This is a genomic window from Pseudomonas sp. 3MAES_34.3B, from assembly GCF_058145875.1.
In genome coordinates, this window is sequence record NZ_CM176960.1 from 2,009,538 (window position 1) to 2,034,579 (window position 25,042).

Sequence of the window (25,042 nt, forward strand, 5' to 3'; positions counted from 1 at the left end):
ACGAACAAGAGGTGTGTGATGGGCAGCTACGACAACCGCTGGCAAACCGTGACTGTGCAGGTGGAAGACGGCATTGGTTGGGTCACCTTCAACCGGCCCGAAAAACGCAACGCCATGAGCCCCACGCTCAATCGCGAAATGCGCGACGTGCTGGAAACCCTCGAACAGGACGCAGATGCGCGCGTAGTGGTCCTCACCGGCGCTGGCACCGCCTGGACCGCGGGCATGGACCTCAAAGAATACTTCCGCGAAGTCGACGCCGCCCCGGAAGTGTTCCAGGAGCGTATCCGCCGCGATGCTTCGGAGTGGCAGTGGAAGCTGCTGCGCATGTACAGCAAACCCACCATTGCGATGGTCAACGGCTGGTGCTTCGGCGGGGGTTTCAGCCCGCTGGTGGCCTGTGACCTGGCCATCTGCGCCGATGAGGCTACCTTCGGCCTGTCCGAAATCAACTGGGGGATCCCGCCTGGCAACCTGGTGAGCAAGGCCATGGCCGATACCGTGGGCCATCGCCAGGCGCTGTATTACATCATGACCGGCAAGACCTTCGAGGGGCCGGAAGCCGCCCGCATGGGCCTGGTGAACAAGAGCGTGCCACTGGCGCAGCTGCGCGAGGAAGTGATCCTGCTGTGCCAGGACCTGCTCGACAAGAACCCCGTGGTGCTGCGGGCCGCCAAGAACGGCTTCAAGCGCTGCCGGGAATTGACCTGGGAGCAGAACGAGGATTACCTGTACGCCAAGCTCGATCAGGCGCAGTTGCGCGACCCTGAGCGCGGCCGTGAGCAAGGCCTCAAGCAATTCCTGGATGACAAGAGCATTAAGCCGGGCCTGCAGGCGTACAAGCGGTAAGGCGAGGAGGGCGCCCCGAGCGCCCGGCCGCTGGCAATTCCCGACAACGATAACAAAGAGGAATGTCCATGTTCGAAGTGCCCCTGCTGATCGGCGGCCAGGCCCGCCCGAGCAGTGATGGAAAGACCTTCCAGCGTTGCCACCCGGTCACGGGCGAGGTGGTGTCGGTGGTGAGTGCCGCCACGCTGGAAGATGCGGACGCAGCGGTTGCGGCCGCCAGCCAGGCGTTCGCGGCCTGGTCCGCGTTGCCGCCGGGCGAGCGCCGTGCCCGCTTGCTTCGGGCAGCTGATGCACTGCAAGCCGCCCAGCCACAGTTCATGGCGCTGGCCGCCGAAACCGGCGCCAAGGCCGACTGGTTCGGCTTCAACGTTAAGCTGGCCGCCAACATGCTGCGTGAAGCAGCCGCCATGACGACCCAGATCCAGGGGCAGGTCATCCCTTCGGACGTGCCTGGCAGCCTCGCCATGGCGTTGCGCCAACCCGTAGGCGTGGTGCTGGGGATTGCCCCCTGGAACGCGCCGGTGATCCTCGCTACCCGCGCGATCGCCATGCCCCTGGCGTGCGGCAACACCGTGGTGCTCAAGGCCTCGGAAGCCAGCCCCGGTACTCATCGCCTGATCGGCCAGGTGCTCCACGAAGCAGGGCTGGGCGATGGCGTAGTGAATGTGATCAACAACGCCCCCGCCGACGCGCCAGCCATTGTCGAGCGGCTGATCGCCAACCCGGCGGTGCGGCGAGTGAATTTCACCGGCTCCACGCGTGTGGGCCGGGTAGTGGGCGAACTGGCGGCGCGGCACCTCAAGCCGGCGCTGCTCGAGTTGGGCGGCAAGGCGCCGCTGCTGGTGCTGCATGACGCCGACCTTGACGCCGCTGTCGATGCGGCCGTGTTCGGCGGGTACTTCAACCAGGGGCAGATCTGCATGTCCACCGAGCGGCTGGTGGTGGACGAACGCGTGGCCGATGCCTTCGTGGACAAGCTGGCGGGCCGTTTGCGTGACGTGCGGGCAGGTGCGCCCGAGGATACCCAATGCGCCTTGGCGTCTATGGTGGATGCGGCCTCGGCCGAGCGCGTGGCTGGCATGGTCAGCGAGGCCGTGGCCCAGGGGGCCGTTGCCGTGTTGGAAGGCAGCCGCGACGGCAGCGTGCTGCAGCCCAGCCTGCTGGATCGGGTGCAGCCGCACATGCGGTTGTACCACGAGGAGTCGTTCGGCCCGGTGACGGTAGTCATTCGCGCGGCAGGGGATGAGGCCTTGCTGGCGGCCGCCAACGATTCACCGTTCGGGCTTAGCGCTGCCATTTTCAGCCGCGACGTCACCCGCGCCCTCGCGCTGGCGCAACGGCTGGAATCGGGCATCTGCCACATCAACGGGCCCACGGTACACGACGAAGCGCAGATGCCTTTCGGCGGCGTGAAAGCCAGCGGCTACGGCAGCTTTGGTGGCCAGGCGGCGGTCGAGCAGTTCACTCAGTTGCGCTGGGTCACGGTGCAGCACGGCCCCCGCCATTACCCGATCTGAGCCCCATTACGCGCCGCCTGGCCAGGCCGGGCGGCAGCAGAGGTAGCGAAAAATGGACAGTTCCGTACTGGGCGCCCCGCAGGCGCTCCAGGCGCCGCTGCGCGCGGTCGCCATCGGCCAGCCGGGCGTGAGCGTTCGGCGCGAAGGCGACACCTTGTATCTACATTCCACTGAAGCCCTGGCCCCCTACCCGCAGCGGCTGATGGAGCGCTTGCGGCATTGGGCGCAGGTGGCGCCCGAGCGTACGTTCGTCGCCCGCCGGGACGGTACTGGCGCCTGGCAGCGCATCACCTATGCCGGCATGCTGGAACGGGCCCGCCGCCTGGGTGCCTGGCTGCTGGAGCAGCACCTGGGGCCGGAGCGTCCGCTGGTGATCCTCTCCGGCAACGACCTCGAGCACGTGGTGCTGGCCACGGCCGCATTGTATGTAGGCGTGCCGTATTGCCCGGTGTCGCCGGCGTATTCGCTGGTTTCAAAAGACTACGGCAAGCTACGGCACATCGTGGAAACGCTCCACCCTGGGCTGGTGTATGCCGCAGACGGCGCCTACGAAGGTGCTGTCAGCGCCGTGATCCCCGAAGGCGTGCCGGTGATCCTCGGCCAAGGTCAGCTTCCCCATCGTGATTACTTGATATTTGACGATCTGGCCGGTGACAGCGATCCCGCCAGCGCCGACGCTGCATTCGACGCGCTTACCGTCGGACACATCGCCAAGTTCCTGTTCACCTCCGGTTCCACGCATTTGCCCAAGGGGGTGATCACCACCCAAGGCATGCTCTGCGCCAACCAGCAGATGCTGTTGCAGACCTTTCCTGCCTTTGCCGAGGAGCCACCGGTGCTGGTGGACTGGCTACCCTGGAACCACACCTTCGGCGGCAGCCATAACGTGGGCATCGTGCTCTACAACGGCGGCACCTTATACATCGACGACGGCAAACCCACCCCGCAGGCGTTCGAGCACACCTTGGCGAACCTGCGCGAGATCTCCCCTACGGCGTACCTCACGGTGCCCAAAGGCTGGGAGGAACTGGTGAAGGCACTGGAAATCGACCCGGCGCTGCGCCAGCGTTTCTTCGCGCGGATCAAACTGTTCTTCTTTGCCGGTGCCGGCTTGTCCCAGGCTATCTGGGATCGGCTGGACCGGGTGTCCATCGCTCACTGTGGCGAGCGGATCCGCATGATGGCCGGGCTAGGCATGACGGAAACCTCGCCGTCCTGCACCTTCACTACCGGGCCCCTGTCGCTGGCCGGGTATGTGGGGCTGCCCGCCCCGGGTTGCGAAGTGAAACTTGCCCCGGTAGACGGCAAGTACGAGGCACGCTTTCGCGGCCCTCATGTGATGCCGGGCTACTGGCGATCCCCGGCGCAGAGCGAGGCGGCGTTCGACGAGGAAGGCTTTTACCGCTCCGGTGACGCGTTGCGCCTGGCCGACCCCGCCGACCCGCAGCAAGGGTTGATGTTCGATGGCCGAATCGCCGAGGACTTCAAGCTGAGCTCCGGCGTATTTGTAAGCGTAGGGCCGTTGCGTACCCGGGTGATCCTAGAGGGCGCGCCTTATGTGCTGGACGTGGTGGTGCTAGCGCCGGACCGGGAGCAGTTGGGGCTGCTGATTTTCCCGCGAATGCCCGAATGTCGGGCGTTGGCCGGGCTGGCTGAGGGGCAGTCGGACGACGAGGTACTGCGCAGCGCGCCGCTGCGCCAGTGGTTGGCCAACCTGTTGCAGCGGCTGAACCGCGACGCCACCGGCAGCGCCAGCCGCCTGGCCTGGGCGGCTTTTGCCAGCGAACCGCCGTCGATCGATCGTGGCGAAATCACTGACAAGGGCTCGATCAACCAGCGCGCCGTGCACGAGCACCGCGCCGCCTTGATCGATACACTGTACACAGGTGACCACCCGCTGAAAGTGCAGCCTGTGTAAAGCGTACGCTGCTTCCCGGGCTAAGCCAGGTCCACAGGGTGAGCCAGGCGTGCCTGTGGAAGCCTTGTGGAAAGGCGAAACCTGCGAATTACCCGCCGTACACCTTGCGCAGCAGACCTAACAGCTGCGCACGTTCGCTATCGTTGAGGTTCGCGGTAGCGGCTGCGTCGCTTCGAGCGGCGACCTCTTGCAACTCGCTCAGCAGCGTTTCGCCCGCCTTGCTCAGGTACAAGCCATACGAGCGTTTATCCGCCTTGCTACGAATGCGCGCGGCCAGGCCCATCGCCTCGAGCTTGTTCAGCAGGGGCACTGCCTGTGGCGGCTCGATGGCCAGCCCACGGGCAAGCTCTGCCTGGGTAATTCCTGGTGCGTCGTGAATGATCGCCAAGGCGGAGAACTGCGCCGGGCGCAAGTCATAGGCCGCAAGCTGTTCGACAAAGTGCTGGAATACCTGAATCTGCGCGCGCCGCAAGGCATAGCCCACGAGGTCATCGAGGCCGGGCACGGCGGAGGTGAGGGTGGGGGCAATAGCGTCAGCAGTCATGGGGCCAGGCTCGGGAAAACTCGTTATGGAGTGTAACGGATTTCCCCTGTATCCGCGCAAGCACTGGCGCCGGGAGTAAAAGCGGTTACCCTTGGGCACAGCATTTTCATCGGGAGCCCTCGCCATGCCGGATTCACTCTTGCAGCGCCTGAACATCACCGTGCCGATCATCCAGGCGCCCATGGTAGGCGTCTCCACGCCGGCATTGGCCGCAGCGGTGTCCAATGCCGGCGGGCTGGGGTCGCTGGGGCTGGGCGCCAGCAGTTCCGAGCAGGCTCGTGCGATGCTCGCCGAGGCACGCACGCTCACCAGCGCGCCGTTGAACCTCAACCTCTTTTGCCACGCACCCGCCCAGGCGCAACCGGAGGTGGACGCCCAATGGCTTCAAGGCCTGGCGCCTTTGTTCGCGGAATTCGGGGCTACCCCGCCCGCTGCCATGAAGGAAATCTACCGAACCTTCGTGGGCAACCACGCCATGCTGGAGGTGCTGTTGGACGCGCGCCCGGCGGCGGTGAGTTTCCATTTCGGCCTGCCGGGGGCCGAGGCGATCGAAGCACTGAAAACAGCCGGCGCCATGCTGCTGTGCTCGGTCACCTCCCTGGAAGAAGCCGAGCAGGCCGTGGCAGCGGGCGTGGACGCGCTGATTGCCCAAGGTTACGAAGCTGGCGGCCACCGTGGGGTTTTCGACCCTGCCCGGGATACTCAGTTAGGCACGTTGGCGCTGGTCCGCCTGCTTGCCCAGCGAGTGAACCTGCCGCTGATAGCAGCGGGTGGGATCATGGACGGCGTAGCCGCCCGCGCCTGCTTCGACCTTGGCGCCAGCGCCGTACAGCTGGGTACGGCGTTCATTCGCTGCCCGGAATCGGCCGCCAGCCCGGCCTATCGTGAGGCGCTGGTGGGGCCGCGAGGCCACGATACCCGTATTACCGCGGCCATCTCCGGCCGCCCGGCGAGAGGCCTGGTAAATCGCAATTCCACAAGCCTGGGTAGCGCCGGCATTCCGGATTACCCGCTGGCCTACGACGCCCAGAAAGCCCTCGCCGCTGCGGCTGCCGCCAAAGGCAGCGATGCATTCGCGGTGCAATGGGCCGGCCAGGGCGCACCGCTGGCGCGGGCGCTGCCGGCGAGCGAGTTGGTGAGGGTGTTGGTGGAGGAGATGGGGGTAGGGCGGTAACCCTGTGGTCATAGCCCAGAGCGTCAGCGCATAGCGAGCAGGCGCGTATCAAGCGCAAAGCGTTCCTGGGAAACCAGTTTGAATTTGCCGGCAGCGAGCTCGCAACTCAGGAGTAGGTTCCAGGAGTGACGCGTGACAGCTGATGGAAGCAGAACGAATTCATGTTCTGCTAGAAGTGCATCACCAAATTGCTGTTGATTCGGCGAAGGCTGGGAGGGAATCAGCCAATTTGGGTTCGGTAAATCTTCCGGTTGTATGACGGCGATCGAGGACGGGTCCTCTATCTCGAAGCAGGTGAGGACGAACGGCGCCATGTCCAAGGCATCGAAGCCAACATGCGCGGCTACTTCAAGGATGGCCGTAGACGGGTCAGCAGAGGCGTAAACCACGCGGCGACCGGGTGGGTTCCACCGCCCCCCGGTAACTTGAGCACCGATACCGCTGTCCCAGCTGGCTTTGTAATTTTCCCGATCCAGCCGCCAGGCATGCCAGCGCCCGTCCCATGGCAAAGGGTTCATTGGTAGACCCCATATTCCACACGGGTTAAATAGTCCTCGACCACCTGGAAGCCCAAGGTGTTGTCGATCAGCTCGAGTGGAATGTTGTCGTCCAGATACCTGCATGGCTTTTTCAGCCAGTCTTCAGCGAGTTGCTGTGTACCGAACACACGAGTGGCGTGCTCCAGGGTGTGGGCATACTGGAACGCGACGGTACTCTGCTGTTGATTCAGCCGAACAGCCTCGCCCCCTTTGGAAAGACGTTGGACAGTCCTGAGCGACTTGCCCGTAATGCGTTGAACCAGCCCATGTTCCATATAGAGCTGCGACGTGGAGAGCATATTGCGCACGTCGGTGAGGCTGAATCCTTCCTTGGTGTACTGAATGATGGCCAGACGGGTGTCGCCGCTTCGGCCATGAAGCAAAAGCTCCACAGGGTTTTTGCCGACCCGTTCCGGACGGCTGCGAGCTGAGGGGTCAACTCTGCTGGTTTTCAACGCCGGGGTGCTGTTTCGCATGAACAGGTTCCTTGTTACGACATCTGACGCGATCATAACGCCAGATGGCAGAGCAGGAAGCGTAGATGTGTAACAGCGCCTGTAGTGATGTGGGCAGATCTGCAATCGATCCATTTACCCACCCCACCCACCCAAGGTAGCATCGCCCTGCAAATACCCCGCGCGATGCCTCTCATAATAATCAGACCGCACACGTGCTCTGGCCCATGGTCCATAGCGGCGTGCGCGTGCCCAGGCGTTGGGCGATCTTGTTCCGTCGTTCCGTACCGGCGCTCTGCTGGGCGGGCCCTGATTCAGAGTGAGTAACATGAGTTCACAGGCAACGTCCGGCTCCGACAGCTGGCTGGGGGTTATCGCCCTGGCGCTGGGGGCATTCATCTTCAATACCACCGAGTTCGTGCCGGTGGGGTTGCTGTCGGCCATCGGTGGCAGCTTTGAAATGACCACTGCCCAGGTCGGGTTGATGCTCACGGTCTATGCCTGGATCGTGACGGTGATCTCTTTGCCGATCATGCTGCTTACTCGCAACATCGAGCGGCGGCGGTTGCTGGTGATCATCTTCGGCATCTTCGTGGTGTGCCACCTGCTGTCGGCGTTCGCCAACAGTTTCGCCATGCTGCTAGCGTGCCGGATCGGTATCGCCTTCGCTCATTCGGTGTTCTGGTCCATCACTGCGTCGCTGGCGGTAAGGGTGGCGCCGCCCGGGCGCCAGGTGCAGGCCTTGGGGTTGCTGGCCACCGGCACATCCCTGGCCATGGTGCTAGGCATCCCTTTGGGCAGGGTGTTAGGCGAAGCCTTTGGTTGGCGCACCACGTTCGCGGCAATCGGCATAGCCGCCTGCGCCACCCTGGTGGTGCTGGTGCGCGCGTTGCCAGCGCTGCCCAGCCAGAACTCCGGTTCGCTGCGCAGCCTGCCGGTGCTGTTCAAGCGGCCGGCACTGATGTTCCAGTACGTGCTTACTGCACTGGTAATCACCGCTCACTTCACCGCCTACACCTATATCGAGCCGTTCGTGGCGCTGGTGGCTCAGCTGCGGGGTGAAACCACCACGGGCCTGCTGCTGGTATTTGGGGGGGCCGGCATCCTCGGCTCGCTGCTGTTCAGCCGCTACAACAACCGCTTCCCCCGCGGGCTGCTGCTTACGGTTATCGGCGGCCTGGCGGTGTGTTTGCTGGCGATGGCGCCGGTGGCGGGCACATTACCGTTGCTGGCCTTGCAGAGCGGCCTCTGGGGGATTTTCATCATGTGCTTCGGGCTGGTGCTTCAGGCTCGCGTATTGAACCTGGCGCCGGATGCCACCGACGTGGCCATGGCGTTGCATTCGGGCATCTACAACATCGGCATCGGCGGCGGCGCCCTGCTGGGCAGCGTGGTTACCAGCCAGTTGGGTGTTGGCCACGTAGGGCTCGTGGGTGGTGCGCTCGCGGTGGGCGGGCTTGCGTTGTGCGCATGGGCTACCCGGCGATATGGCGTACCCGTGCCGCAACCGGGCGCCGCGCCGGTCGCCTTGCACTAGGGAGCGGTTTTTTTCCTTCGACGCTGGCGCCTTGGCGCGGCCCCGCTACCGTGTAGGCATAGTCGGCGTTGAAGGAGAACAGCATGCACCTGCACGGCAAGACCGCCCTGGTTACCGGGTCCACCAGTGGTATCGGCCTGGGCATTGCCCAGGTATTGGCAAAGGCCGGGGCCAGGCTGGTCCTCAACGGCTTCGGTGACCCGCAGCCCGCACTGGAGCAAGTACGGGCGCTCGGCGCCGAGGCCATCCACCACCCGGCGGATGTGAGCAAGCCTGAAGACATCGCCGCACTGATTCACGCCACCGAAGCGGCGTTCGGTGGCGTGGACATCCTGGTCAACAACGCTGGCATCCAGTACGTGGCCCCGGTGGAGGAGTTCCCCATAGAGCGCTGGGACGCCATTATCGCCATCAATCTTTCCTCGGTGTTCCACGCCACCCGCCTGTGCCTGCCTGGCATGAAAAGCCGCGGCTGGGGGCGCATTGTCAACATCGCCTCGGCCCATGGCCTGGTGGGTTCGGCTGGCAAGGCGGCGTACGTGGCCGCCAAACATGGCGTGGTAGGGCTTACCAAGGTGGTGGCGCTGGAAACGGCGCAGTTGGACATTACCTGCAACGCTATTTGCCCGGGCTTTGTGCTTACGCCGTTGGTGCAGCAGCAGATCGATGCCAAGGCGGCCAATGGCCTGGGCGCGGAGCAGGCGAAAGCGGAATTGTTGTCTGAAAAGCAACCGTCGCTAGAGTTCGTGACGCCTGAACAGCTTGGCGAGCTGGTGGCCTTTCTGTGCAGTGATGCCGCTCGCCAGGTACGTGGGGCGGCCTGGAGCATGGACGGCGGCTGGACAGCCCGATAACCGCGCTAGCGCCTTTGCGCGCGGGTCGCTGAAATATTTTGATGCTACCTGGCCGCAAACGGCTCATCTTTTGCGCCGCTCGGCCGATCAACAGGCATCAAGAAGGAGCTTCGCATGCAACTCAACCGGTTTCGTATCGCTACCCGTGCCTTGGTCAGCTTTGGCCTGATCGCATTACTGATGCTCGCGTTCGGGCTGTTTTCCATTCACCAGATCACGCGCATGCGTGAAGCGGTGGTGTACACCGAAGAAACCTCGCACGCGGGCACCCGCTATATCGCGCAGATTCGTGATAACCAGCTGGGCATCCGGGTAATCACCTTGCGCATGATGATGAACCGCGACCCCGCCGTGCTTAAACCCACGGTGGACCGGCTGTTGTTCCTGCGCGGCGAACTGGACAAGTCCATGGCTGCGTACCAGACGGTGAAGACGCCTGCGGCCAGCGAGGCCTTTGCGCAGATGCAGCAAGTGGTGGCGGGTTACAACACCCAGCTGGATGCTTATCAGCGCCTGTCTGAAGCCAACGATACCGATGGCATGCTCAAGGTGCTCAACGGCCCTATCCAGGATGCATCCAACAAAACCGGCGACCTCTTCAATGCGCTGGTCAAGATCAATGCCGACAATGCGGCGCGCTTCACCGAGCAGGCCCGCGCCGATTACGACGTGGCGGTCCGCGCCACCGTTATCGCGCTGGTAGTGGTGTTTGCGCTCACCGTGTTGCTGGCGTGGCTGCTGACCCGCAGTATCGTGCGACCGCTGAACCATGCGATCGACGTGGCGCGGCAGATTGCCGATGGCCGCCTCACCGCAGCGATCCAGCCCGAGGGCGAGGATGAACCGGCGCAGTTGCTGCAGGCGCTGGCAGTGATGAAGCAAAGCCTGATCGACACCTTGCGGTTGATCGGCGATTCCTCGCACCAGTTGTCCGCGGCAGCGGAGCAGATGACCGCCATTACGCACCAGACTGCCAACGACCTGGGGCGCCAGCATCAGGAAGTGGAGCAGGCCGCCACGGCAGTGACCGAGATGACCACCGCTGTAGAGGAAGTGGCGCGCAATGCCACGTCTACCGCCGACGCTTCGGAGCACTGCGCCAAGTCCTCTCAGCAGGGTCGCCAGCGCGTGGACACCACGTTGCAGTCGATCCAGCGCATGAGCCAGAACGCAGTCAGTGCCTCCGGGCAGGTGCGTGAACTGGCGGGGCGCTCGCAGGAAATCGGCAAGGTGCTGGACGTGATCCGCGGCATCGCCGAGCAAACGAACTTGCTGGCCCTCAACGCGGCCATCGAGGCCGCACGCGCCGGGGAGGCAGGCCGTGGCTTCGCCGTGGTCGCGGACGAAGTGCGCGCGCTGGCCGGGCGCACCCAGGCTTCCACGCGGGAAATCGAGGAAATGGTCGGCGCAATCCAGGCCGGCACCTCGACGGTAGTGGCGACCATGGAAGCCAACCAGCAGCAGGTGCAAACCACCATGCACGAGGCCCAGGTTGCCGGTACCGCGCTGGACGAAATGGCCAAGGCCGTGGGCGAGATCCACGAGCGCAACCTGGTGATCGCCAGCGCGTCGGAAGAACAGGCATCGGTGGCGCGGGAAATCGACCGCAACCTGGTGAACATCCGCGACTTGTCAGTACAAACGTCCGAAGGCGCCGCGCAGATCGACGCGGCCAGCCAGTCGCTGTCTACTCTGTCGCACCAGCTGCAGGCCATGGTAGCCCGCTTCCACATGTAGCCACCCGGCTATTCCTGGCCGGCATCGGAGCAATGAAACCTTTCCATTTCATTTCTTCGACGCCGGCTTCTATGCTCAGGCTCCCTTCACCCACGGAGCACTGGCATGGTCGACAATCACTTCATCCTTTACGTGGATAGCCGCTTCACCAGCCCCTTCGCCTTGTCCGTGTATGTAGCGTTGCAGGAGAAGGGCCTGGCGTTCGATACCATCACTGTCGACCTGGCCGCAGCCGAGAATGTGACCGGCGCGCTGGCCGAGCGCTTGCCCACCCGCCGCGTGCCCACGCTGGTGCATGATGGCTTCGCGCTGGCTGAATCCACCGCCATCACCGAGTACCTCGACGAACTTTTCCCGCAAGTGCCGCTGTACCCGGCCGACCCTCAGTCTCGCGCCCGCGCGCGACAGGTACAGGCCTGGTTGCGCAGCGACTTGGCGGCGCTGCGCCAGGCGCGGTCCACTGAAGGCATGTTCTACGGCGAACGCGGCCAGCCGTTGTCCTCGGAAGCGCAAGCGGCCGCCGCCAAGTTGATCGCCTGCGCCGAAGCGCTGTTGCCGCCGGGTGCGAGCCACCTGTTCGGCCAATGGAGCCTGGCCGATGTAGACCTGGCGCTGATGCTCAACCGCCTGGTAAGCCATGGCGACCCGGTGCCTGAGCGGCTGCGCGTGTATGTGCTGGAACAATGGCAGCGGCCGTCGGTGCAAGCCTGGTGCGCCCTCAGTGCATGAAGCATATGGTTATGCATTAAGGGTATTTAAGCTTCGGTTCTTATGCTTTTAAGCTGGCGCCGCCCGCAGCGAGCGTGGCGGCGCGCTTGGCGCCTCTCATTCCACTACCCAAGAGAGCACCCATGGCTTCGGTACGTTCTATTGCCCTGCTGGCCGCCTTGATCGGCGGCATCACTGCCCAGGGCGCGCAGGCGGAAGGCAAGATAAGCATCGCCCAGCAATTCGGCATCGGTTACCTCATCCTGGACGTGGTGCGCGACCAGCACCTGATCGAGAAACACGGCAAGGCCGAAGGCCTGGACATCAGTGTGGAGTGGAGCAGCATCTCGGGCGCAACCGCCATGAACGAGGCACTGCTCGCCGGTGCGCTGGACGTGGTGTCTGCGGGCGTGCCGCCCATGCTCACCGTATGGGATCGCACCCGTGGCAAGCAGAACGTAAAGGCCATTGCCTCCCTCGGCTCGATGCCCAACTACCTGCTGAGCAACCGCCCCGAAGTGAAAACCCTGAAGGACTTCACCGACCAGGACCGCATCGCTGTGCCGGCTGCCGGGGTCGGCTTCCAGTCCCGCACGTTACAGTTGGAAACCGCCAAGGTCTTTGGCAAGGACGACTTCAAGCGCTTTGACAACCTGTCCATCAGCCTGCCGCACCCGGACGCCACGTCGGCCATGATTTCGGGTGGCCTGGAGATCACCGCGCACTTCTCCAGCCCGCCGTTCCAGTACCAGGAGCTGGAAAACCCCAAGGTGCACAAGGTGCTTAGCTCCTATGACATCCTCGGCGGCCCCTCCACCTTCAACGTGCTCTACACCACCCAGAAATTCCACGACGAAAACCCGAAAACCTACAAGGCGTTCTATGCGGCGCTGGTAGAAGCCTCGCAGATCATCAAGGCGGACAAACCCGCCGCTGCACAAACGTACGTGCGCGTAGAGCAATCGAAGCTGCCGTTGTCGTTCATCGAGAAGATCGTTCAGGATCCTGAAATCGACTTCACCGTGGTGCCGCAGCGCACCTACATCTATGCCGAGCAGTTGCAGGAACTGGGCGTTCTGAAGAACAAGGCAGCCAGCTGGAAGGATTACTTCTTCGAGGAAGCGCACGGTGACGCCGGCAGCTGACTGTGATCGGCTAGGTGTGAGTCGCCAGCCAGTGGTGGATCATGCCGTTGAGGCGCTCGCCGGAAAAGCTCGGAAAATGCCCCCCGTGTACCGTTCGCACCGGCAAGGCGGCGAGCCGTTCCAGGCTCTGGCGGTATGCGTCCAGGTTTGAATGGTAGGCGCCCTCGATCAGCGGGCCGTCATAAATGATGTCACCGCTGAACAGGGTGCCCGTGCTGGCTTCAAAGAGGCTGATGCCTCCGGGCGAATGCCCCGGTGTGTGGATCACTTGAAGCACGCGGTTGCCCAGGTCAATCACGTCACCGTCCTCGATCAGCCGCGTTGCTGGCGCTGCCCGGACCCGATACTCCGCGTAACACAGCGGGCAATCCGGGTGCGCTTCGAACATCTCGTCGCCTACAAAACCTGCCGCCAGGGTGGCGTCATTGGTAGGGTTGGCGAGAATGTCCGCTTCGGCAGGATGCACCAGCCGCTCGGGAAATTCATGGTGGCCAGCGATGTGGTCAAAGTGGGTATGGCTGGCCACAGCCAGCAGCGGGCGCTCCGTGAGCCATGGCAGCTGCTCGCGCAGGCTGACCACGCCGGAGCCTGTGTCCACCAGCACGTCCCGGTCCCGACCGCTCACGTGCCACAGGTTGCAGCGATAGAACGGCCTCACCCAAGGCTCGTGAATCAGCTTCACGCCGTCAGCCTTGTTGATCACTTCGAACCAGCTGTCACGCGTTACGATCTTCAAGGGCACACTCCGCAGATCAAGGCTGTGAGGCGGTTTCACCCGCCGTGTCGGGACGCTGGCCCGCCCAGGCCACCGCACACAGAATCAGCCCCCCGCCGGCCGCCATTGCCAGGGTAGGGCGGTCACCGAAAAGCAGCCAGGCGCCAACAATGGCATACACCGGCTCCATGGCAATCACTACGGCGGCGGTGTTGGCGCTGACCACCTTGAGCGAGCCAATGAACAAGGTATACGCCACCCCGGTGCATAGCACGCCCAGCCCGGCCAGTAGCAGCCAGTCCGTGGCGCTCAACAGGCGCCATTGATTGCCAGCGAAGGGTAACAGCGCAAGCACGATGCCTACCATTTGCCACACGCTCAGGTGCAAGCCATCGGCCTGGAGGTTCATGCGTTTGTTGGCGATGGCGATACCCGCGTAGGTGGCGCCGCTGAGCACGCCCCAGCCGAGCCCGGCGAGGGCGTTGTGGCTGGCGCCGCCGGCGGGGCCAACGAGCATCAGCCCCAGGCTGGCCAGGCCGATGATTGCCCAGTCCTTGCCGGCCATGGGGTGGGAAAACAGCAGGCGCTCACCCAGTGCGGTGAACGCCGGGAACGTGGCGAAACCTAAAGTGGCGACGGCGACCCCGCCTACCTGAATGGCGACGAAAAATAACAGCCAGTGCACGGCGAGCGCGGTACCCAACAGCACCAGCTTTACGCAGTCCCGGGGGCGCAAAGCGTGCCAGGGGGCACTGCCGCGCCAGGCACACAGGGGCAGCAATAGCGCAAGGGCAAAGGCCGCACGGCCAAGCACGATCATTACCGGGCTGGCGTTGAGCGCCTGGCCGAACAGCGCCGACAGCCCGTAGAGCAGGGCAGCGGCATGCAGCTGCGCAAAGGCATGGGAACGCTTCATCGAGGGCCCGCAAGACAGCCGCCCCCGCAGGGGCGGGAGGTGTGGTTACAGCAGGCCTTCTTCTTTCATCGCCTGCTGGACGGAGGGGCGCTGACTCAGGCGCTGGTGGTAGGCCGCTACGGCAGGCCATGGGGCGAGGTCGAATTTCGCCCGGCCGGCCCAGTTCAGCACGGTGAACAGGTAGGCATCGGCCACGCTGAAATCATTGAGTACAAACTGCCGACCTTCCAGTTGTTTCTCCAGCCAGTTCAGGCGCTGGCCCAACAGCCCGGCCATTACCTCGCGCCATTCCGGCGTTTGTTTCGGGTTGAAGAACGAGCCCATGGATTTGTGCAGCTCGGTGGAAACAAAGCTCAGCCACTCTTGCAGCTTGTAGCGCTCGGCCGTGCCAGCGGCAGGCGCCAGGCCGCGATCCGGGTGTTGATCGCCCAGGTACTGCAACACTACCTGTGCTTCGGTCAGTACGCTGCCGTCGTCCAGCTGCACGGCGGGTACGTAGCCCTTTGGGTTGATGTCCAGGTAGTTCTCGCCGGTGTCCGTTTGCTTGGTGGCACGGTCCACTTTCACCAGGGTGACAGGCGTAGCGGTTTCGCACAGCACGATGTGAGGCGCCAGGGAACAGGCACCAGGCAGGTAGAACAGTTTCATGGCAAATCCTTGTTATGGGCGGTGCCGCGCGCGGCGGCGGGGTGCTCGAGGCACAAGGGAACGCGCTGCCTTTGGTGAACTCTCAGCAACGAGGCCTTTTTTAGCCAGGAGCCCCATGAACATAGCGATCGATGAAGCGCATATCAATACAGCGGACCTGCGAGGTGCCGTTGAATTGTGGCTGGTGCCGCCCGAGGCGGACCCCGAAGCCAGCGTGCACCCCAGCGGCCAGTGCCTGTGGCGGGGCCGGCCGGTGGTCAGCCATGACATGCTCAGCGAGGGCACCCACGAGCAGAATGTGCGCCGCGTGTGGGTGCGGGTTGCTCAGCCCGAGGCGCCGGAAACCGCAGCGCGTGTCCGCCCCGCAGTGGAGCGGCGGCTGAGGGAGCAAGGCCTGGAAGGGGAGTTCTTTCCCGCCGACGTGGCCGGCTGAGCGGGCCGGCCTCCGTCAAAACGGTGGGACCCGGCGCAGCCGGGGAATGCTCTTCAGGCTTCAAAACCTCATTGCAATCCTCAAAGCGTTCGCGAGCTGCCGCCCGCTTCCCACAGGTGACCTCACTCTTTCAGGGTCTCGGGATGAACCCTGTGGGAAGCCGGGCGTAGCTGCAGGCGGAGTGAGGCGCGCCCTAGAAGTTGGACATCCATCCAACCTCTGGGGTGTATTCATGAGCAAGTACAGTACGCAGTTCAAGCTTTCAGCGATCGGCGCCTTCCTCTCTGGGGCCTACGGTTTTCGCCGCGTTGGCGCCGACTTCGGCGTTGATCCCACGCTGCTGCGCCGCTGGATTGCGGCCTATAGGCAACATGGCGAACAGGGTGTCACGCCGCGTGCGCGCCAGTCGTACACCACCGAATTCAAGCTGATGGTACTGCAAACGAAGTGGCGCGATCACCTATCGCTTCGAGAGGTCGCGGCCCTGTTCAACCTCGGCTGTTCCAGCCAGGTGGGCAGATGGGAGCGTGAGTACTACAGTAGCGCCATCGAAGCCCCGCGCCCGGGGCCCCAGGAATTGCCTGTTGTCATGTCCAAGCCGAAATTTCCAAAACCCCAGACGCCCCTTCCATCCGAGTCGATCAAGGATGAAGACCTGACCCATGACCAGTTGCTGGCCAGGCTGTACCAGGCTCGGGTGGAGAACGCTTACCTAAAAAAGTTGAAGGCGTTAAGGGAGGAAAAGGAAAGGCAGGCGGCAGCCGGGAAGAAAAAGCCCGGATAGTCACCGCGCTGCGGTCGGACTTTGACCTTGATGCGCTGCTCAAGGCGGCCGGGCTGGCGCGCAGCACCTACTACTACCAACTCAAGGCGATTGCTGCCGGGGACATGAGCGCCCCGCTGAAAGCTGCGATCCAGAGCATTCAGGATCAGCACAAGGGCCGATACGGCTACCGCCGCGTGACCGCGACCCTGCGTCACGACGGGCAGCTGGTCAACAGCAAGAAAGTGCGTCGGCTGATGGGCGAGATGGGGCTTCAATGCAAGGTACGACCCAAGCGGTACAAGTCGTACAACGGCCTGATAGGGGTAGCCGCGCCCAACCTGCTGGCCCGGAATTTCAAGGCCGAGGCGCCGAATCAGAAGTGGGTGACCGACGTGACCGAGTTCAAGGTGGGCAGTGAAAAGCTGTACCTGTCGCCCGTGCTGGACTTGTACAACGGCGAGATCGTGGCCTATCAGCTCGCCGAACGCCCACAGTATGCGCTGGTGGGGCAAATGTTGGAGCAGGCTCTGAAGCGCTTGCCGGACGGTGCCACGCCGCTGCTGCACTCGGATCAGGGCTGGCACTACCGCTATCAGGAGTACCGCGACCGGCTACAGGCAGCGGGTCTGGAACAGAGCATGTCGCGCAAAGGTAACTGCTTGGACAACGCGGCCATGGAAAGTTTTTTCGGCACGCTCAAGACGGAGTTCTTCTACCGGGAGCGCTTTACCAGCATCGATCAGCTATGGACGGCGATTGAGGAATACATTCACTATTACAATCATTACCGCATCAAGATGAAGCTCGACGGCCTGAGCCCTGTGGCGTACAGGACCCAGGCCGCAGCAGCCTGATTTACTCGTCCAACTTTATGGGCGCATGCCAAAGCTCGCGAATGAGGGCTTAAGACAACCGCTCAGGACTGTTTCTTCCTGCAGGTTGAATTGACTCCACCGGCACCATTAGGAGGCCTCTGACCCTTGTGGGAAGCTATTTGCCGCTTTGGTCCTGGCTCGTGAAGCATCAGCTGCGTCAATTCAGATAGTTGAATCAACCCTCCCGCCGCAAGTCAGGGCGCCATGATCCTCGCAAGCTCGCCGCGCTGCTTGAGCTGCTCGAACGCTTCGGTGGCGCGGCGCACTACGTCGTCGGGCGTGCCCAGGCTGAACGCCAAGTAGGCATGGGCGGTGATCTGTTCGAGGGTCATCACCGGCTCCAGGGTGTAGAAGGGTATGTGCAACTGCTCGCAGAACCGCCGGGCATCGCGCGGGGACAGCGGCACGAAGTCCACCTGGCCGGCCAACAGCTTGCGCAGGTTATCCATGGGGGACGCCGAGATCACCAGGCGGGTGAAGCCTTCGTCACGCAAATATTGATGGCGGACGTCGTCCCGCACTACGCCCATGTTGAAGGCCTTGGCATCGGCCAGCTCGTGCACATCCAGGCCGTCGTGGCCCTGGAGTTTGTAAAGTACGGTCTGGATTTCCTCGAACTCTCCCACCCACCTGAACAACCGCTCACGCTCCTGGGTGCGGATGATCGGATAGATCAGCACATCCGGTTCGGCCAGGGCAATGTCATAGGCACGGGCCCATGGGTAGATCGCCATGGCGTAATCGGTAAGGCCGGCCTGCTTGAGGGTCGCCACCACCACGTCGGACGCAGGGCCGGCGACGTGGCCGTTTTCGAGGTAGCTGTATGAAGACTCCTCGGTAATCGCTTCCAGGCGCGCGGCCTCGGCGTGGCCGGCAGTTAATACCAGCGCAAGCCCCACCAGGCCTTTGCGCAAGCGTGATGTGATCATTCGCATACTCGGTTTCGGCCTCCATTCTTGGCCCGGTACAGCGCTTCGTCGGCGCGGTGCAGGAGTTGATCGAACACCGTCATGGCCGAGGGCTCGAGCTCGGCGATGCCAATGCTTACGGTAAGGTACGGGGAGATGGGCGAGGCGCCGTGCGGAATCTGCCGAGCCGCCAGTGCCTCGCGCAGGCGTTCCCCAGCCTGGCGCGCATGCGCGGCGTCGCTACCGGGCAGCAGCACCGCGAACTCTTCGCCACCCAGCCTGGCAATCACTTCGCCGCTGCGCATGAACAGGGCTTTCATGGTGTCGGCAACCAGGCGCAGGCAGGCATCGCCGCCGCCATGCCCGTGGGTATCGTTGTAGCGCTTGAAGAAGTCCACGTCGCACATCAGTACGGTAAGCGGGCGAGCACTGCGCAGCGCGCGGTTGAATTCGGCATCCTTGAGCTCATCGAAATAGCGGCGGTTGGCAAGGCCCGTGAGCGGGTCCAGCCGTGACAGGCTCTGCAGTTGTTCATTCGCGGCCACCAGTTCGGCGGTACGCTGCTCCACTTCCAGCGCCAGATGGTCGCGGCTGGCGGCCAGGGCCAGCTCGGCCTGATGCTGCAGCTCCAGGTACTGCGCCATGTTGTCCTGCAGGGCGTTGATGCGGACGGTCAGCAGGTCCAGCTCGTCATTGCGGTTGCCGATGCGGCCGAGCCGCAGCCGGTCGGCGAGGTTGGCGGGAGTAAGGCGTTCGAGGTGGCGGGCAATATGGCGCACGTGCACGGTCACTAGGCCGTTGAACATCAGCATGGTGATGCCGGCCAGGGCCAAGGCCTGGATGATCTGGGTGAGCATGATGGTCCACACTTCTTTCCACAGGCGCTGCCGCAGCAGGCCTGGGTCACCTTCGATCACCAGCGTGCCCACCGGCTGTACGGCGCCGGGGTAGGGCGAAACGGTCAGGGCCCGGGTCAGAACAGGGGCAGGCCCGTTACCCAGGAACCCTGCGCGCTCGCGCACGAGCACTTCCTCGGCCCGCTCCGGGCGCGGAATGCGCAACGTTACCCGGCCCACCGGCGCCGCCTCGACCACGCTTTTGAGCTGTGCTTCCAGGCTGTCGCGGTCCATTTCCCAGATCGCCTTGGACAGCGAACCCTGGAACACCTGATCGATCAGCGCCAGCTCGCTGTTCATGGTCTGCACGCCGCTGTTCCACGCAAACCAGGTGCGCACGCACACCGTGGCGAAGGTAAACGCGAGGCAGAACATCAGTGTCGCCACCACCAGCCGATGGGCCAGTGGGCGTTCGGCATTCATGCCGGGGTGCGTGGGATCGTCGTAATATTCTGTGTTCAAGGGGCTAACCACTTGTGCACGATGGCGTCGTAGCGGCCATCACTGCGCAGCCGCTGGAGGGCCGCGCGAAAGGCGTCTACCGTTTGCGGCGGCGTGGCAAGGCTGAAGGCGGCGTTGAAGCCACCGTCTTCGAGTTCCGGCAGCTCAAGGCTGCGGTGCAGTACCGCTACGGCGTCGTCGCCCGCGTTACGAGCGGTGTAGGCCGCGTTGAGCTCGTCGGAGATCCACAACGCCACGTGGCCGCGCTTGAGCTTTTCGTAGTTGAGCGCGTAGTGGTTGCTCTGCTGAAGGGTCTGGCCGATCTCGAAGTGATGGCTCAGCAGGAACTGCTCGCCCACGTCCTGATTGACCGTGGCTATCTGATAGCGCTTTTGCAGGGCCTCCTGCAGGCTGGCCAGGTCCACCGGCCGTGCCTCGCTGGAGAACAGGAACCAGCGCGTGGGTGCGATGGGGCCAGCCCATTGAAACAGTGCTTCGCGTTCAGGCGTGCGGGTGATGGAGTAGATCATCACGTTGTCGGCATGCAGGGCCAGGTCATACGCCCGCGCCCACGGCATGGCCTGAATGGGCGGTGCAATGCCCATCTCCTTGAACACCGCTTGCACGACCTCGGTGCTCAACCCGGTGATGGCGTTGCCCGCCGTCATGTTATAGGGCGGCAACTCCTCGGTGACCACTTGCAACGGCCCGGCCAGGCTCGGCAACGCCGCGCACAGCAGCGCAGCCGCGAATGCGGCGCGTAATCCGCGCAAGGGCCAGGCAGTGGGCATGATCGCTCTCCGTCACCGGGGTGGAAGGGGTGTGCCTAGGCTATCGGCATCCGGCGGCGCAACTTGACTGTTTACCTGCCCCCGCGTCAACAGGTCCGGCGCATGGTGGTAAACTTCGCCACCCGGATATCGAGAGGCCCGACATGACCGAACCCGTTCGCTTGACCCAGTACAGCCATGGCGCCGGTTGTGGCTGCAAGATTTCGCCGAAGGTGCTGGAAGTGATCCTGGCGGGCAGCGGGGCGCAGAACCTCGACCCGGCGCTGTGGGTGGGCAATGCCTCCCGTGACGATGCTGCCGTTTACGGCATCGATGCCGAACGCGGCGTGGTGTCCACCACCGATTTCTTCATGCCCATTGTTGACGACCCGTTCGACTTCGGGCGGATCGCTGCCACCAATGCCATCAGCGATATCTACGCCATGGGCGGCACGCCCTTGATGGCCATTGCCATTCTTGGGTGGCCGGTCAACGTGCTGGCCCCGGAAATCGCCCGGGAGGTGATTCGCGGTGGCCGCGCAGTGTGCGACGCCGCGGGCATCACCCTGGCTGGGGGCCATTCGATCGACGCACCCGAGCCGATCTTCGGCCTTGCAGTCACCGGGCTGGTCGAGAAGGCCCACCTCAAGCGCAATGACACCGCAACCTTGGGCTGCCAGCTGTACCTGACCAAACCCTTGGGCATCGGCATCCTCACCACCGCTGAAAAGAAAGGCCTGCTCCGCGAGCAGGACATCGGCCTGGCGCGCGACTGGATGTGCACCCTCAACAGTGCCGGCAGCCGTTTCGCGCGGCTGCCCGGCGTACACGCCATGACTGACGTCACCGGTTTCGGCCTGCTGGGCCATTTGCTGGAGATGGCCGACGGCGCTGGCCTTACTGCCCGGCTCGATGCCCAGGCGGTGCCTCGCCTGCCAGGCGTCGAACACTACCTGGCCCAGGGCTGCGCGCCCGGCGGCACGCTGCGCAACTTCGACAGTTATGGCGCGGGGGTAAGCCCCATGAGCGAAGACACTCGCCTGCTGTTGTGCGACCCGCAAACCAGCGGCGGGCTGCTGGTGGCGGTAGCTCCCGGGGAAGACGCGGCATTTCTGGCCTGCGCGGCAGAGCTGGGGCTGTCGCTGCAGCCCATTGGCGCGATGGTCGCCCGTGCCGCCCATGCGGTCGAGGTGCTCTGATGGCCGAGAACACCGCCGACTTCCAGCGACTGTTCCTGGAAGGCGTTCCGATGATGGACGTGCGCGCGCCGGTCGAATTCAACAAGGGTGCCTTTCCGGGCGTTGTGAACCTGCCGCTGATGAACGACCGCGAGCGTGAGCGTGTGGGCACCGCCTACAAGCAGCACGGGCAGCAGGCGGCCATCGAGCTGGGCCACACGCTCGTGGCCGGCGAACTCAAGCAGGCGCGGATCGAGGCCTGGGAGCGCTTTGCCCGGGAGCATCCCGAGGGCTACCTGTATTGCTTCCGAGGGGGCTTGCGCTCGCAGATCACCCAGCAATGGATCAAGGCTGAAGCCGGCATCGAGTATCCACGGGTGTTGGGCGGCTATAAGGCGCTGCGTACTTTCCTCATCGACCAGACCGAGGCGGCCGTTGCTACCTGCGACTTCGTGTGCCTGGGGGGCATGACCGGCATCGGCAAGACCGAAGTGCTGGCCGAGCTGAACAACGCCGTGGACCTTGAAGCGCTGGCCAACCATCGCGGGTCTGGTTTTGGCAAGCGCGCCACGCCGCAGCCGGCACCGATTGCCTTCGAAAATGCCTTGGCCGTGGACATCCTCAAGCGCCGGGCCCGCGGGCAGGAGGCTTTCGTGGTAGAGGACGAAAGCCGGATGATCGGCAGCTGCGCCTTGCCGCTGTCGCTGTACCGGCGCATGCAGCACAGCCCGCTGGTATGGTTGGAGGACAGCCTCGAATCCCGTGTCTCGCGCATCCTTCGCGATTACGTGGTGGACCTGTGTGCCGAGTTCGTGGCCCTGCACGGCGAGGAAGCGGGCTTCATCGCCTTCGCCGACAGGCTGCGGCAAAGCCTGGCCGGGATCGCCAAGCGCCTTGGCGGTGAGCGTTACCAGCGCCTGGCTGCCATCATGGACGCCGCGTTGGCGGAGCAGGGTAACGGTGGCGACGTGAATGGCCACCGTGGCTGGATCGAAGGGTTGCTCAACGAATACTACGACCCGATGTACGCCTACCAGCGCGATGCCAAGGGCGACCGGATCGAGTTCGCCGGTGAGCGCGAAGCGGTGATCGAGTACCTTCGCGCCCGGCCTGCAGCCGGGCACCTTTGAAACTGCGGCCCTGACGGGCCGGTCGCCGCCAAGGCGGGCTGCTACGCGGTATCCGCTGAAGTTACAACACCACCAGTGCCACCAGCCCCCACACCGTGCCAAACACCATCACCAGCCCGCCGACGGTCCACAGTACGCGGGCATCGAAGGATTTGCGCAACATCAGCAGCGACGGCAGGCTCACGCTGGGCAACGTCATCAGCAGCGCCACCGCCGGTGCGGTGCCCAGGCCCAGCGCCATCAGCGTTTGTACGATCGGGATTTCCGCAGCCGTGGGAATCACGAACAACGTGCCCACGATGGCCATGGGTACCAGCCAGCCCAGGCCTTCGCCGAAGCCGCCTTCCACGTGCGGGAACAGCCATACCCGGGCCGCGCCCAATACCAGTACGGCCAGCACATACACCGGGATGGTGCTCCAGAACAACTGCCACAGGCTGACCCCCCACCGGCGCAGCAGGCTGCCTTCCGGCTCGGCCGAAGCGGCCTGCACGGCATCCACCGCAGGCTCGGGCAACGTATTCGGGCCGGACAGGCGCTGGGCAATCAGTGCCACGCCCAACACCAGCACCACGCCCCCCACCAGGCGTAGCGCGGCAAAGCTCCAACCCAGCACGAAGCCCATGAACACCAGCGTGGCCGGGTTCAGCACCGGGTTGGCAATCCAGAAGGCCAGCGCCGCGCCTACCGATACCTGCTGCTTGCGCAGCCCTGCCGCGACTGGCGCGGCGCAGCAGCTGCACATCATGCCTGGCAACGCGAACAGCCCGCCGCGCAGCGTGGAACCGAACCCCGCCTTGCCGAACGCTCGCAGCAGCCAGTCCCTTGGAATGAGCACCTGCAGCAGTGAGCCGAGAATCACTGCCAGCACAGCGGCTTTCCAGATCGCCAGGAAATACACCTGGGCGTATGCCAGTGCGGCGGCCAGAGGGGCTACCTGATGGTCATCGATGATCGATGTGCCAATGCTGTGGTTCTGTGCTGCAACGAAGGACTTCAGGTAATACGGCGACCACTTCACGTAGTACAGGCCCAACACGGCGACCAGAACGAAAAGCAGGGGTTTCCACCAGAAAGACCAGCCGCGGGGCTGGGAAGGCGAAGGCAGGCTGTGCATGGCTGATGTCCAAGTTGAAAACCGCCGCATGATACTGGGTCGGTGGCACCCAGGGACAGCACCTGCGGTGCGATGCGCTGGCCGGTACACGTCGCCGCCGCAGCAGTTTGTGCACGGAAGGGCTCTGTCGCAGGTGGTTGGTCAATACGGTGGAACCCCTCGCCGCTGGCAACCGTCTGCACCCTACACCCACCCTCGAAAGGCGAGCCCCATGACTGACACTCCTGACGCCCCTGAACCAGGCCTGGATCCTTCTTCCGGCGAAAACCGACCGCCGTTTGCACCTTCCCGCCGGCGCTTGCTGCAAGGCGCCGCGCTGACGGCCGCCGCAGCAGGGTTGGCGGTGCCGGTGATGAGCGAAGCCGCCACCACCGGCAGCGGCGCCCCGGCCCCATTGAGCAACCCGCAGAACGCCTATCCCAAGCCACCGTTCAAGCAGCAATCGCAGCCTTGGCCAGGCCTTGCCGGCAAGATGGACCCGCGCCCGGACCACGGCGAAACCAGCTATCGCGGCAGCAACCGCCTGCTGGGCCGAAAGGCGCTGATTACCGGGGGCGATTCCGGGCTGGGGCGGGCGGTGGCGATCGCCTTTGCGCGTGAAGGTGCAGACGTTGCGATCAACTACCTGCCCGCCGAGGAAGAAGACGCACAGGAAGTGATCAAACTGGTGCGCGAGGCGGGCCGCAAAGCGGTGGCCATTCCAGGAGATCTGCGCGACGCTGCGTTCTGCCGCAGCCTGGTGGACCAGGCCATCAAAGGCTTGGGCGGGCTGGACATACTGGTGAGCAACGCCGCGCGGCAGCACACGCAGGAGTCGATCCTGGACATCAGCGACGAGGACTTCGACTGGGTGGTGAAAACCAACCTCTATGCGATGTTCTGGCTGACCAAAGCGGCCATACCGCACCTGCCCGAAGGCAGCGCCATTATCACCACCGCCTCGGTCAATGCCTTCGATCCGTCGGCCAACCTGCTGGACTACGCGATGACCAAGGCCGGCATCGCCAACTTCACCAAAGGCCTGGCCAAGCAGTTGATCAGCAAAGGCATCCGGGTGAACGCGGTAGCTCCAGGGCCATTCTGGACCCCGTTGCAAGTGAGCGGCGGGCAAACCATGGAAAACCTCAAGGGCTTTGGTGGCGACACCCCGCTCAAGCGCCCGGGCCAGCCGGCCGAAATTGCGCCTTTATACGTAACCTTGGCTTCCACCGAAGCCAGCTATGTCACCGGCCAGGTGTTCGGTGCCTCGGGCGGCAAGGGCCAGCCCTGAGC

At 64.0% G+C, this 25,042-nt stretch carries 24 protein-coding genes; 14 read left to right on the forward strand and 10 right to left on the reverse strand.

Annotated elements, in window-relative coordinates:
• Positions 1-18: 18 nt before the first annotated feature.
• The 3 genes from AC3Z8Y_RS08885 (at position 19) to AC3Z8Y_RS08895 (ending at position 4,284) form a co-directional block, all read left to right on the forward strand.
• Positions 19-849, forward strand: coding sequence for a p-hydroxycinnamoyl CoA hydratase/lyase (locus AC3Z8Y_RS08885; RefSeq protein ID WP_181114565.1), 831 nt, complete (start codon positions 19-21; stop codon positions 847-849).
• 68 nt (positions 850-917) lie between these two features.
• Entirely contained in the window at positions 918-2,366 is a 1,449-nt protein-coding gene (locus AC3Z8Y_RS08890; RefSeq protein ID WP_490089351.1) for an aldehyde dehydrogenase, read from the forward strand.
• Positions 2,367-2,418: 52 nt separating this feature from the next.
• Positions 2,419-4,284 carry a feruloyl-CoA synthase gene (locus AC3Z8Y_RS08895; RefSeq protein WP_490089352.1) on the forward strand — a complete coding sequence of 622 codons (1,866 nt, stop codon included), beginning with the start codon at positions 2,419-2,421 and terminating at the stop codon, positions 4,282-4,284.
• A gap of 88 nt (positions 4,285-4,372) precedes the next feature.
• On the opposite strand, the gene AC3Z8Y_RS08900 is transcribed toward AC3Z8Y_RS08895, so the two are convergent.
• Positions 4,373-4,828: a MarR family winged helix-turn-helix transcriptional regulator gene (locus AC3Z8Y_RS08900; RefSeq protein WP_490089353.1), complete on the reverse strand. Its 456-nt coding sequence runs from the start codon at positions 4,826-4,828 to the stop codon at positions 4,373-4,375.
• A gap of 124 nt (positions 4,829-4,952) precedes the next feature.
• On the opposite strand from AC3Z8Y_RS08900, the gene AC3Z8Y_RS08905 reads away from it, so the two are divergent.
• The gene (locus tag AC3Z8Y_RS08905; protein ID WP_490089354.1) at positions 4,953-6,002 is read left to right on the forward strand and encodes an NAD(P)H-dependent flavin oxidoreductase; all 1,050 of its coding nucleotides are present in this window, start codon (positions 4,953-4,955) and stop codon (positions 6,000-6,002) included.
• A 23-nt stretch (positions 6,003-6,025) separates the two neighbouring features.
• Here the strand turns inward: AC3Z8Y_RS08905 and AC3Z8Y_RS08910 are convergent, their stop codons facing one another.
• A complete protein-coding gene (locus tag AC3Z8Y_RS08910) occupies positions 6,026-6,520 on the reverse strand; it encodes an RES family NAD+ phosphorylase (protein WP_490089355.1) in 495 nt (164 codons plus the stop codon).
• The gene (locus AC3Z8Y_RS08915) at positions 6,517-7,017 is read right to left on the reverse strand and encodes an Xre family toxin-antitoxin system antitoxin (protein WP_490089356.1); all 501 of its coding nucleotides are present in this window, start codon (positions 7,015-7,017) and stop codon (positions 6,517-6,519) included. The genes AC3Z8Y_RS08910 and AC3Z8Y_RS08915 overlap by 4 nt, the downstream gene beginning before the upstream one ends.
• Before the next feature lie 307 nt (positions 7,018-7,324).
• On the opposite strand from AC3Z8Y_RS08915, the gene AC3Z8Y_RS08920 reads away from it, so the two are divergent.
• The 5 genes from AC3Z8Y_RS08920 to AC3Z8Y_RS08940 all read left to right on the forward strand — a co-directional run bounded on the left by AC3Z8Y_RS08920 (position 7,325) and on the right by AC3Z8Y_RS08940 (position 12,977).
• The gene (locus AC3Z8Y_RS08920) at positions 7,325-8,533 is read left to right on the forward strand and encodes a sugar transporter (protein ID WP_490089357.1); all 1,209 of its coding nucleotides are present in this window, start codon (positions 7,325-7,327) and stop codon (positions 8,531-8,533) included.
• 83 nt (positions 8,534-8,616) lie between these two features.
• Complete coding sequence (locus tag AC3Z8Y_RS08925) at positions 8,617-9,387, forward strand: 3-hydroxybutyrate dehydrogenase (RefSeq protein ID WP_490089358.1); 771 nt, start codon at positions 8,617-8,619, stop codon at positions 9,385-9,387.
• Between the two features lie 114 nt (positions 9,388-9,501).
• Positions 9,502-11,124: a methyl-accepting chemotaxis protein gene (locus AC3Z8Y_RS08930; protein WP_181114546.1), complete on the forward strand. Its 1,623-nt coding sequence runs from the start codon at positions 9,502-9,504 to the stop codon at positions 11,122-11,124.
• Between the two features lie 105 nt (positions 11,125-11,229).
• Positions 11,230-11,853, forward strand: a complete 624-nt coding sequence (gene yfcF / locus AC3Z8Y_RS08935; protein WP_490089359.1) for a glutathione transferase — start codon at positions 11,230-11,232, stop codon at positions 11,851-11,853.
• A 122-nt stretch (positions 11,854-11,975) separates the two neighbouring features.
• Complete coding sequence (locus AC3Z8Y_RS08940) at positions 11,976-12,977, forward strand: ABC transporter substrate-binding protein (protein ID WP_490089360.1); 1,002 nt, start codon at positions 11,976-11,978, stop codon at positions 12,975-12,977.
• 10 nt (positions 12,978-12,987) lie between these two features.
• Here the strand turns inward: AC3Z8Y_RS08940 and AC3Z8Y_RS08945 are convergent, their stop codons facing one another.
• From AC3Z8Y_RS08945 to gstA, 3 genes are read right to left on the reverse strand one after another with little or no spacing between them, the layout of a single operon-like run.
• The gene (locus AC3Z8Y_RS08945) at positions 12,988-13,713 is read right to left on the reverse strand and encodes an MBL fold metallo-hydrolase (RefSeq protein WP_490089361.1); all 726 of its coding nucleotides are present in this window, start codon (positions 13,711-13,713) and stop codon (positions 12,988-12,990) included.
• A 16-nt stretch (positions 13,714-13,729) separates the two neighbouring features.
• A complete protein-coding gene (locus tag AC3Z8Y_RS08950; RefSeq protein WP_490089362.1) occupies positions 13,730-14,608 on the reverse strand; it encodes a DMT family transporter in 879 nt (292 codons plus the stop codon).
• Positions 14,609-14,653: 45 nt separating this feature from the next.
• Positions 14,654-15,256, reverse strand: coding sequence for a glutathione transferase GstA (gstA, locus tag AC3Z8Y_RS08955; protein WP_490089363.1), 603 nt, complete (start codon positions 15,254-15,256; stop codon positions 14,654-14,656).
• A 115-nt stretch (positions 15,257-15,371) separates the two neighbouring features.
• Here gstA and AC3Z8Y_RS08960 point away from each other — a divergent pair, with 115 nt between their 5' ends.
• Together AC3Z8Y_RS08960 and AC3Z8Y_RS08965 are read left to right on the forward strand one after the other, a co-directional pair.
• Entirely contained in the window at positions 15,372-15,689 is a 318-nt protein-coding gene (locus AC3Z8Y_RS08960; RefSeq protein ID WP_490089364.1) for a hypothetical protein, read from the forward strand.
• A gap of 232 nt (positions 15,690-15,921) precedes the next feature.
• Positions 15,922-17,309, forward strand: a protein-coding gene (locus tag AC3Z8Y_RS08965; protein ID WP_490086846.1) for an IS3 family transposase whose coding sequence is annotated in 2 segments (ribosomal slippage) — positions 15,922-16,438 and positions 16,438-17,309 — 1,389 coding nt in all. Because the reading frame shifts where the segments join, the coding sequence is not laid out codon by codon here.
• A gap of 215 nt (positions 17,310-17,524) precedes the next feature.
• Here AC3Z8Y_RS08965 and AC3Z8Y_RS08970 read toward each other — a convergent pair.
• Genes AC3Z8Y_RS08970 through AC3Z8Y_RS08980 form a run of 3 tightly spaced genes read right to left on the reverse strand, consistent with a single transcriptional unit; the run spans position 17,525 to position 20,366 of the window.
• Positions 17,525-18,259: a substrate-binding periplasmic protein gene (locus tag AC3Z8Y_RS08970; protein ID WP_490089365.1), complete on the reverse strand. Its 735-nt coding sequence runs from the start codon at positions 18,257-18,259 to the stop codon at positions 17,525-17,527.
• On the reverse strand, positions 18,256-19,596 hold the full coding sequence (locus tag AC3Z8Y_RS08975; protein WP_490089366.1) for a GGDEF domain-containing protein: 1,341 nt from the start codon (positions 19,594-19,596) through the stop codon (positions 18,256-18,258). The genes AC3Z8Y_RS08970 and AC3Z8Y_RS08975 overlap by 4 nt, the downstream gene beginning before the upstream one ends.
• Complete coding sequence (locus AC3Z8Y_RS08980) at positions 19,593-20,366, reverse strand: substrate-binding periplasmic protein (protein ID WP_490089367.1); 774 nt, start codon at positions 20,364-20,366, stop codon at positions 19,593-19,595. Before AC3Z8Y_RS08980 ends, AC3Z8Y_RS08975 begins: the two co-directional genes overlap by 4 nt.
• A gap of 143 nt (positions 20,367-20,509) precedes the next feature.
• Between AC3Z8Y_RS08980 and selD the strand changes: the two genes are divergently transcribed.
• Complete coding sequence (gene selD, locus AC3Z8Y_RS08985) at positions 20,510-21,544, forward strand: selenide, water dikinase SelD (protein ID WP_490089368.1); 1,035 nt, start codon at positions 20,510-20,512, stop codon at positions 21,542-21,544.
• Positions 21,544-22,653, forward strand: coding sequence for a tRNA 2-selenouridine(34) synthase MnmH (mnmH, locus tag AC3Z8Y_RS08990; protein ID WP_490089369.1), 1,110 nt, complete (start codon positions 21,544-21,546; stop codon positions 22,651-22,653). Before selD ends, mnmH begins: the two co-directional genes overlap by 1 nt.
• 61 nt (positions 22,654-22,714) lie before the next feature.
• Here the strand turns inward: mnmH and AC3Z8Y_RS08995 are convergent, their stop codons facing one another.
• Positions 22,715-23,770, reverse strand: coding sequence for a permease (locus AC3Z8Y_RS08995; protein WP_490089370.1), 1,056 nt, complete (start codon positions 23,768-23,770; stop codon positions 22,715-22,717).
• A 352-nt stretch (positions 23,771-24,122) separates the two neighbouring features.
• On the opposite strand from AC3Z8Y_RS08995, the gene AC3Z8Y_RS09000 reads away from it, so the two are divergent.
• Entirely contained in the window at positions 24,123-25,040 is a 918-nt protein-coding gene (locus AC3Z8Y_RS09000; RefSeq protein WP_181114601.1) for an SDR family oxidoreductase, read from the forward strand.
• Positions 25,041-25,042 lie beyond the last annotated feature (2 nt).

Bases quoted from the DNA above. Each gene is read 5' to 3' on its own strand.
- AC3Z8Y_RS08885 (WP_181114565.1), top strand. From the start codon at position 19: ATGGGCAGCTACGACAACCGCTGGCAAACCGTGACTGTGCAGGTGGAA.
- AC3Z8Y_RS08890 (WP_490089351.1), top strand. From the start codon at position 918: ATGTTCGAAGTGCCCCTGCTGATCGGCGGCCAGGCCCGCCCGAGCAGT.
- AC3Z8Y_RS08895 (WP_490089352.1), top strand. From the start codon at position 2,419: ATGGACAGTTCCGTACTGGGCGCCCCGCAGGCGCTCCAGGCGCCGCTG.
- AC3Z8Y_RS08900 (WP_490089353.1), bottom strand. From the start codon at position 4,828: ATGACTGCTGACGCTATTGCCCCCACCCTCACCTCCGCCGTGCCCGGC.
- AC3Z8Y_RS08905 (WP_490089354.1), top strand. From the start codon at position 4,953: ATGCCGGATTCACTCTTGCAGCGCCTGAACATCACCGTGCCGATCATC.
- AC3Z8Y_RS08910 (WP_490089355.1), bottom strand. From the start codon at position 6,520: ATGAACCCTTTGCCATGGGACGGGCGCTGGCATGCCTGGCGGCTGGAT.
- AC3Z8Y_RS08915 (WP_490089356.1), bottom strand. From the start codon at position 7,017: ATGCGAAACAGCACCCCGGCGTTGAAAACCAGCAGAGTTGACCCCTCA.
- AC3Z8Y_RS08920 (WP_490089357.1), top strand. From the start codon at position 7,325: ATGAGTTCACAGGCAACGTCCGGCTCCGACAGCTGGCTGGGGGTTATC.
- AC3Z8Y_RS08925 (WP_490089358.1), top strand. From the start codon at position 8,617: ATGCACCTGCACGGCAAGACCGCCCTGGTTACCGGGTCCACCAGTGGT.
- AC3Z8Y_RS08930 (WP_181114546.1), top strand. From the start codon at position 9,502: ATGCAACTCAACCGGTTTCGTATCGCTACCCGTGCCTTGGTCAGCTTT.
- yfcF (WP_490089359.1), top strand. From the start codon at position 11,230: ATGGTCGACAATCACTTCATCCTTTACGTGGATAGCCGCTTCACCAGC.
- AC3Z8Y_RS08940 (WP_490089360.1), top strand. From the start codon at position 11,976: ATGGCTTCGGTACGTTCTATTGCCCTGCTGGCCGCCTTGATCGGCGGC.
- AC3Z8Y_RS08950 (WP_490089362.1), bottom strand. From the start codon at position 14,608: ATGAAGCGTTCCCATGCCTTTGCGCAGCTGCATGCCGCTGCCCTGCTC.
- gstA (WP_490089363.1), bottom strand. From the start codon at position 15,256: ATGAAACTGTTCTACCTGCCTGGTGCCTGTTCCCTGGCGCCTCACATC.
- AC3Z8Y_RS08960 (WP_490089364.1), top strand. From the start codon at position 15,372: ATGAACATAGCGATCGATGAAGCGCATATCAATACAGCGGACCTGCGA.
- AC3Z8Y_RS08970 (WP_490089365.1), bottom strand. From the start codon at position 18,259: ATGATCACATCACGCTTGCGCAAAGGCCTGGTGGGGCTTGCGCTGGTA.
- AC3Z8Y_RS08980 (WP_490089367.1), bottom strand. From the start codon at position 20,366: ATGCCCACTGCCTGGCCCTTGCGCGGATTACGCGCCGCATTCGCGGCT.
- selD (WP_490089368.1), top strand. From the start codon at position 20,510: ATGACCGAACCCGTTCGCTTGACCCAGTACAGCCATGGCGCCGGTTGT.
- mnmH (WP_490089369.1), top strand. From the start codon at position 21,544: ATGGCCGAGAACACCGCCGACTTCCAGCGACTGTTCCTGGAAGGCGTT.
- AC3Z8Y_RS08995 (WP_490089370.1), bottom strand. From the start codon at position 23,770: ATGCACAGCCTGCCTTCGCCTTCCCAGCCCCGCGGCTGGTCTTTCTGG.
- AC3Z8Y_RS09000 (WP_181114601.1), top strand. From the start codon at position 24,123: ATGAGCGAAGCCGCCACCACCGGCAGCGGCGCCCCGGCCCCATTGAGC.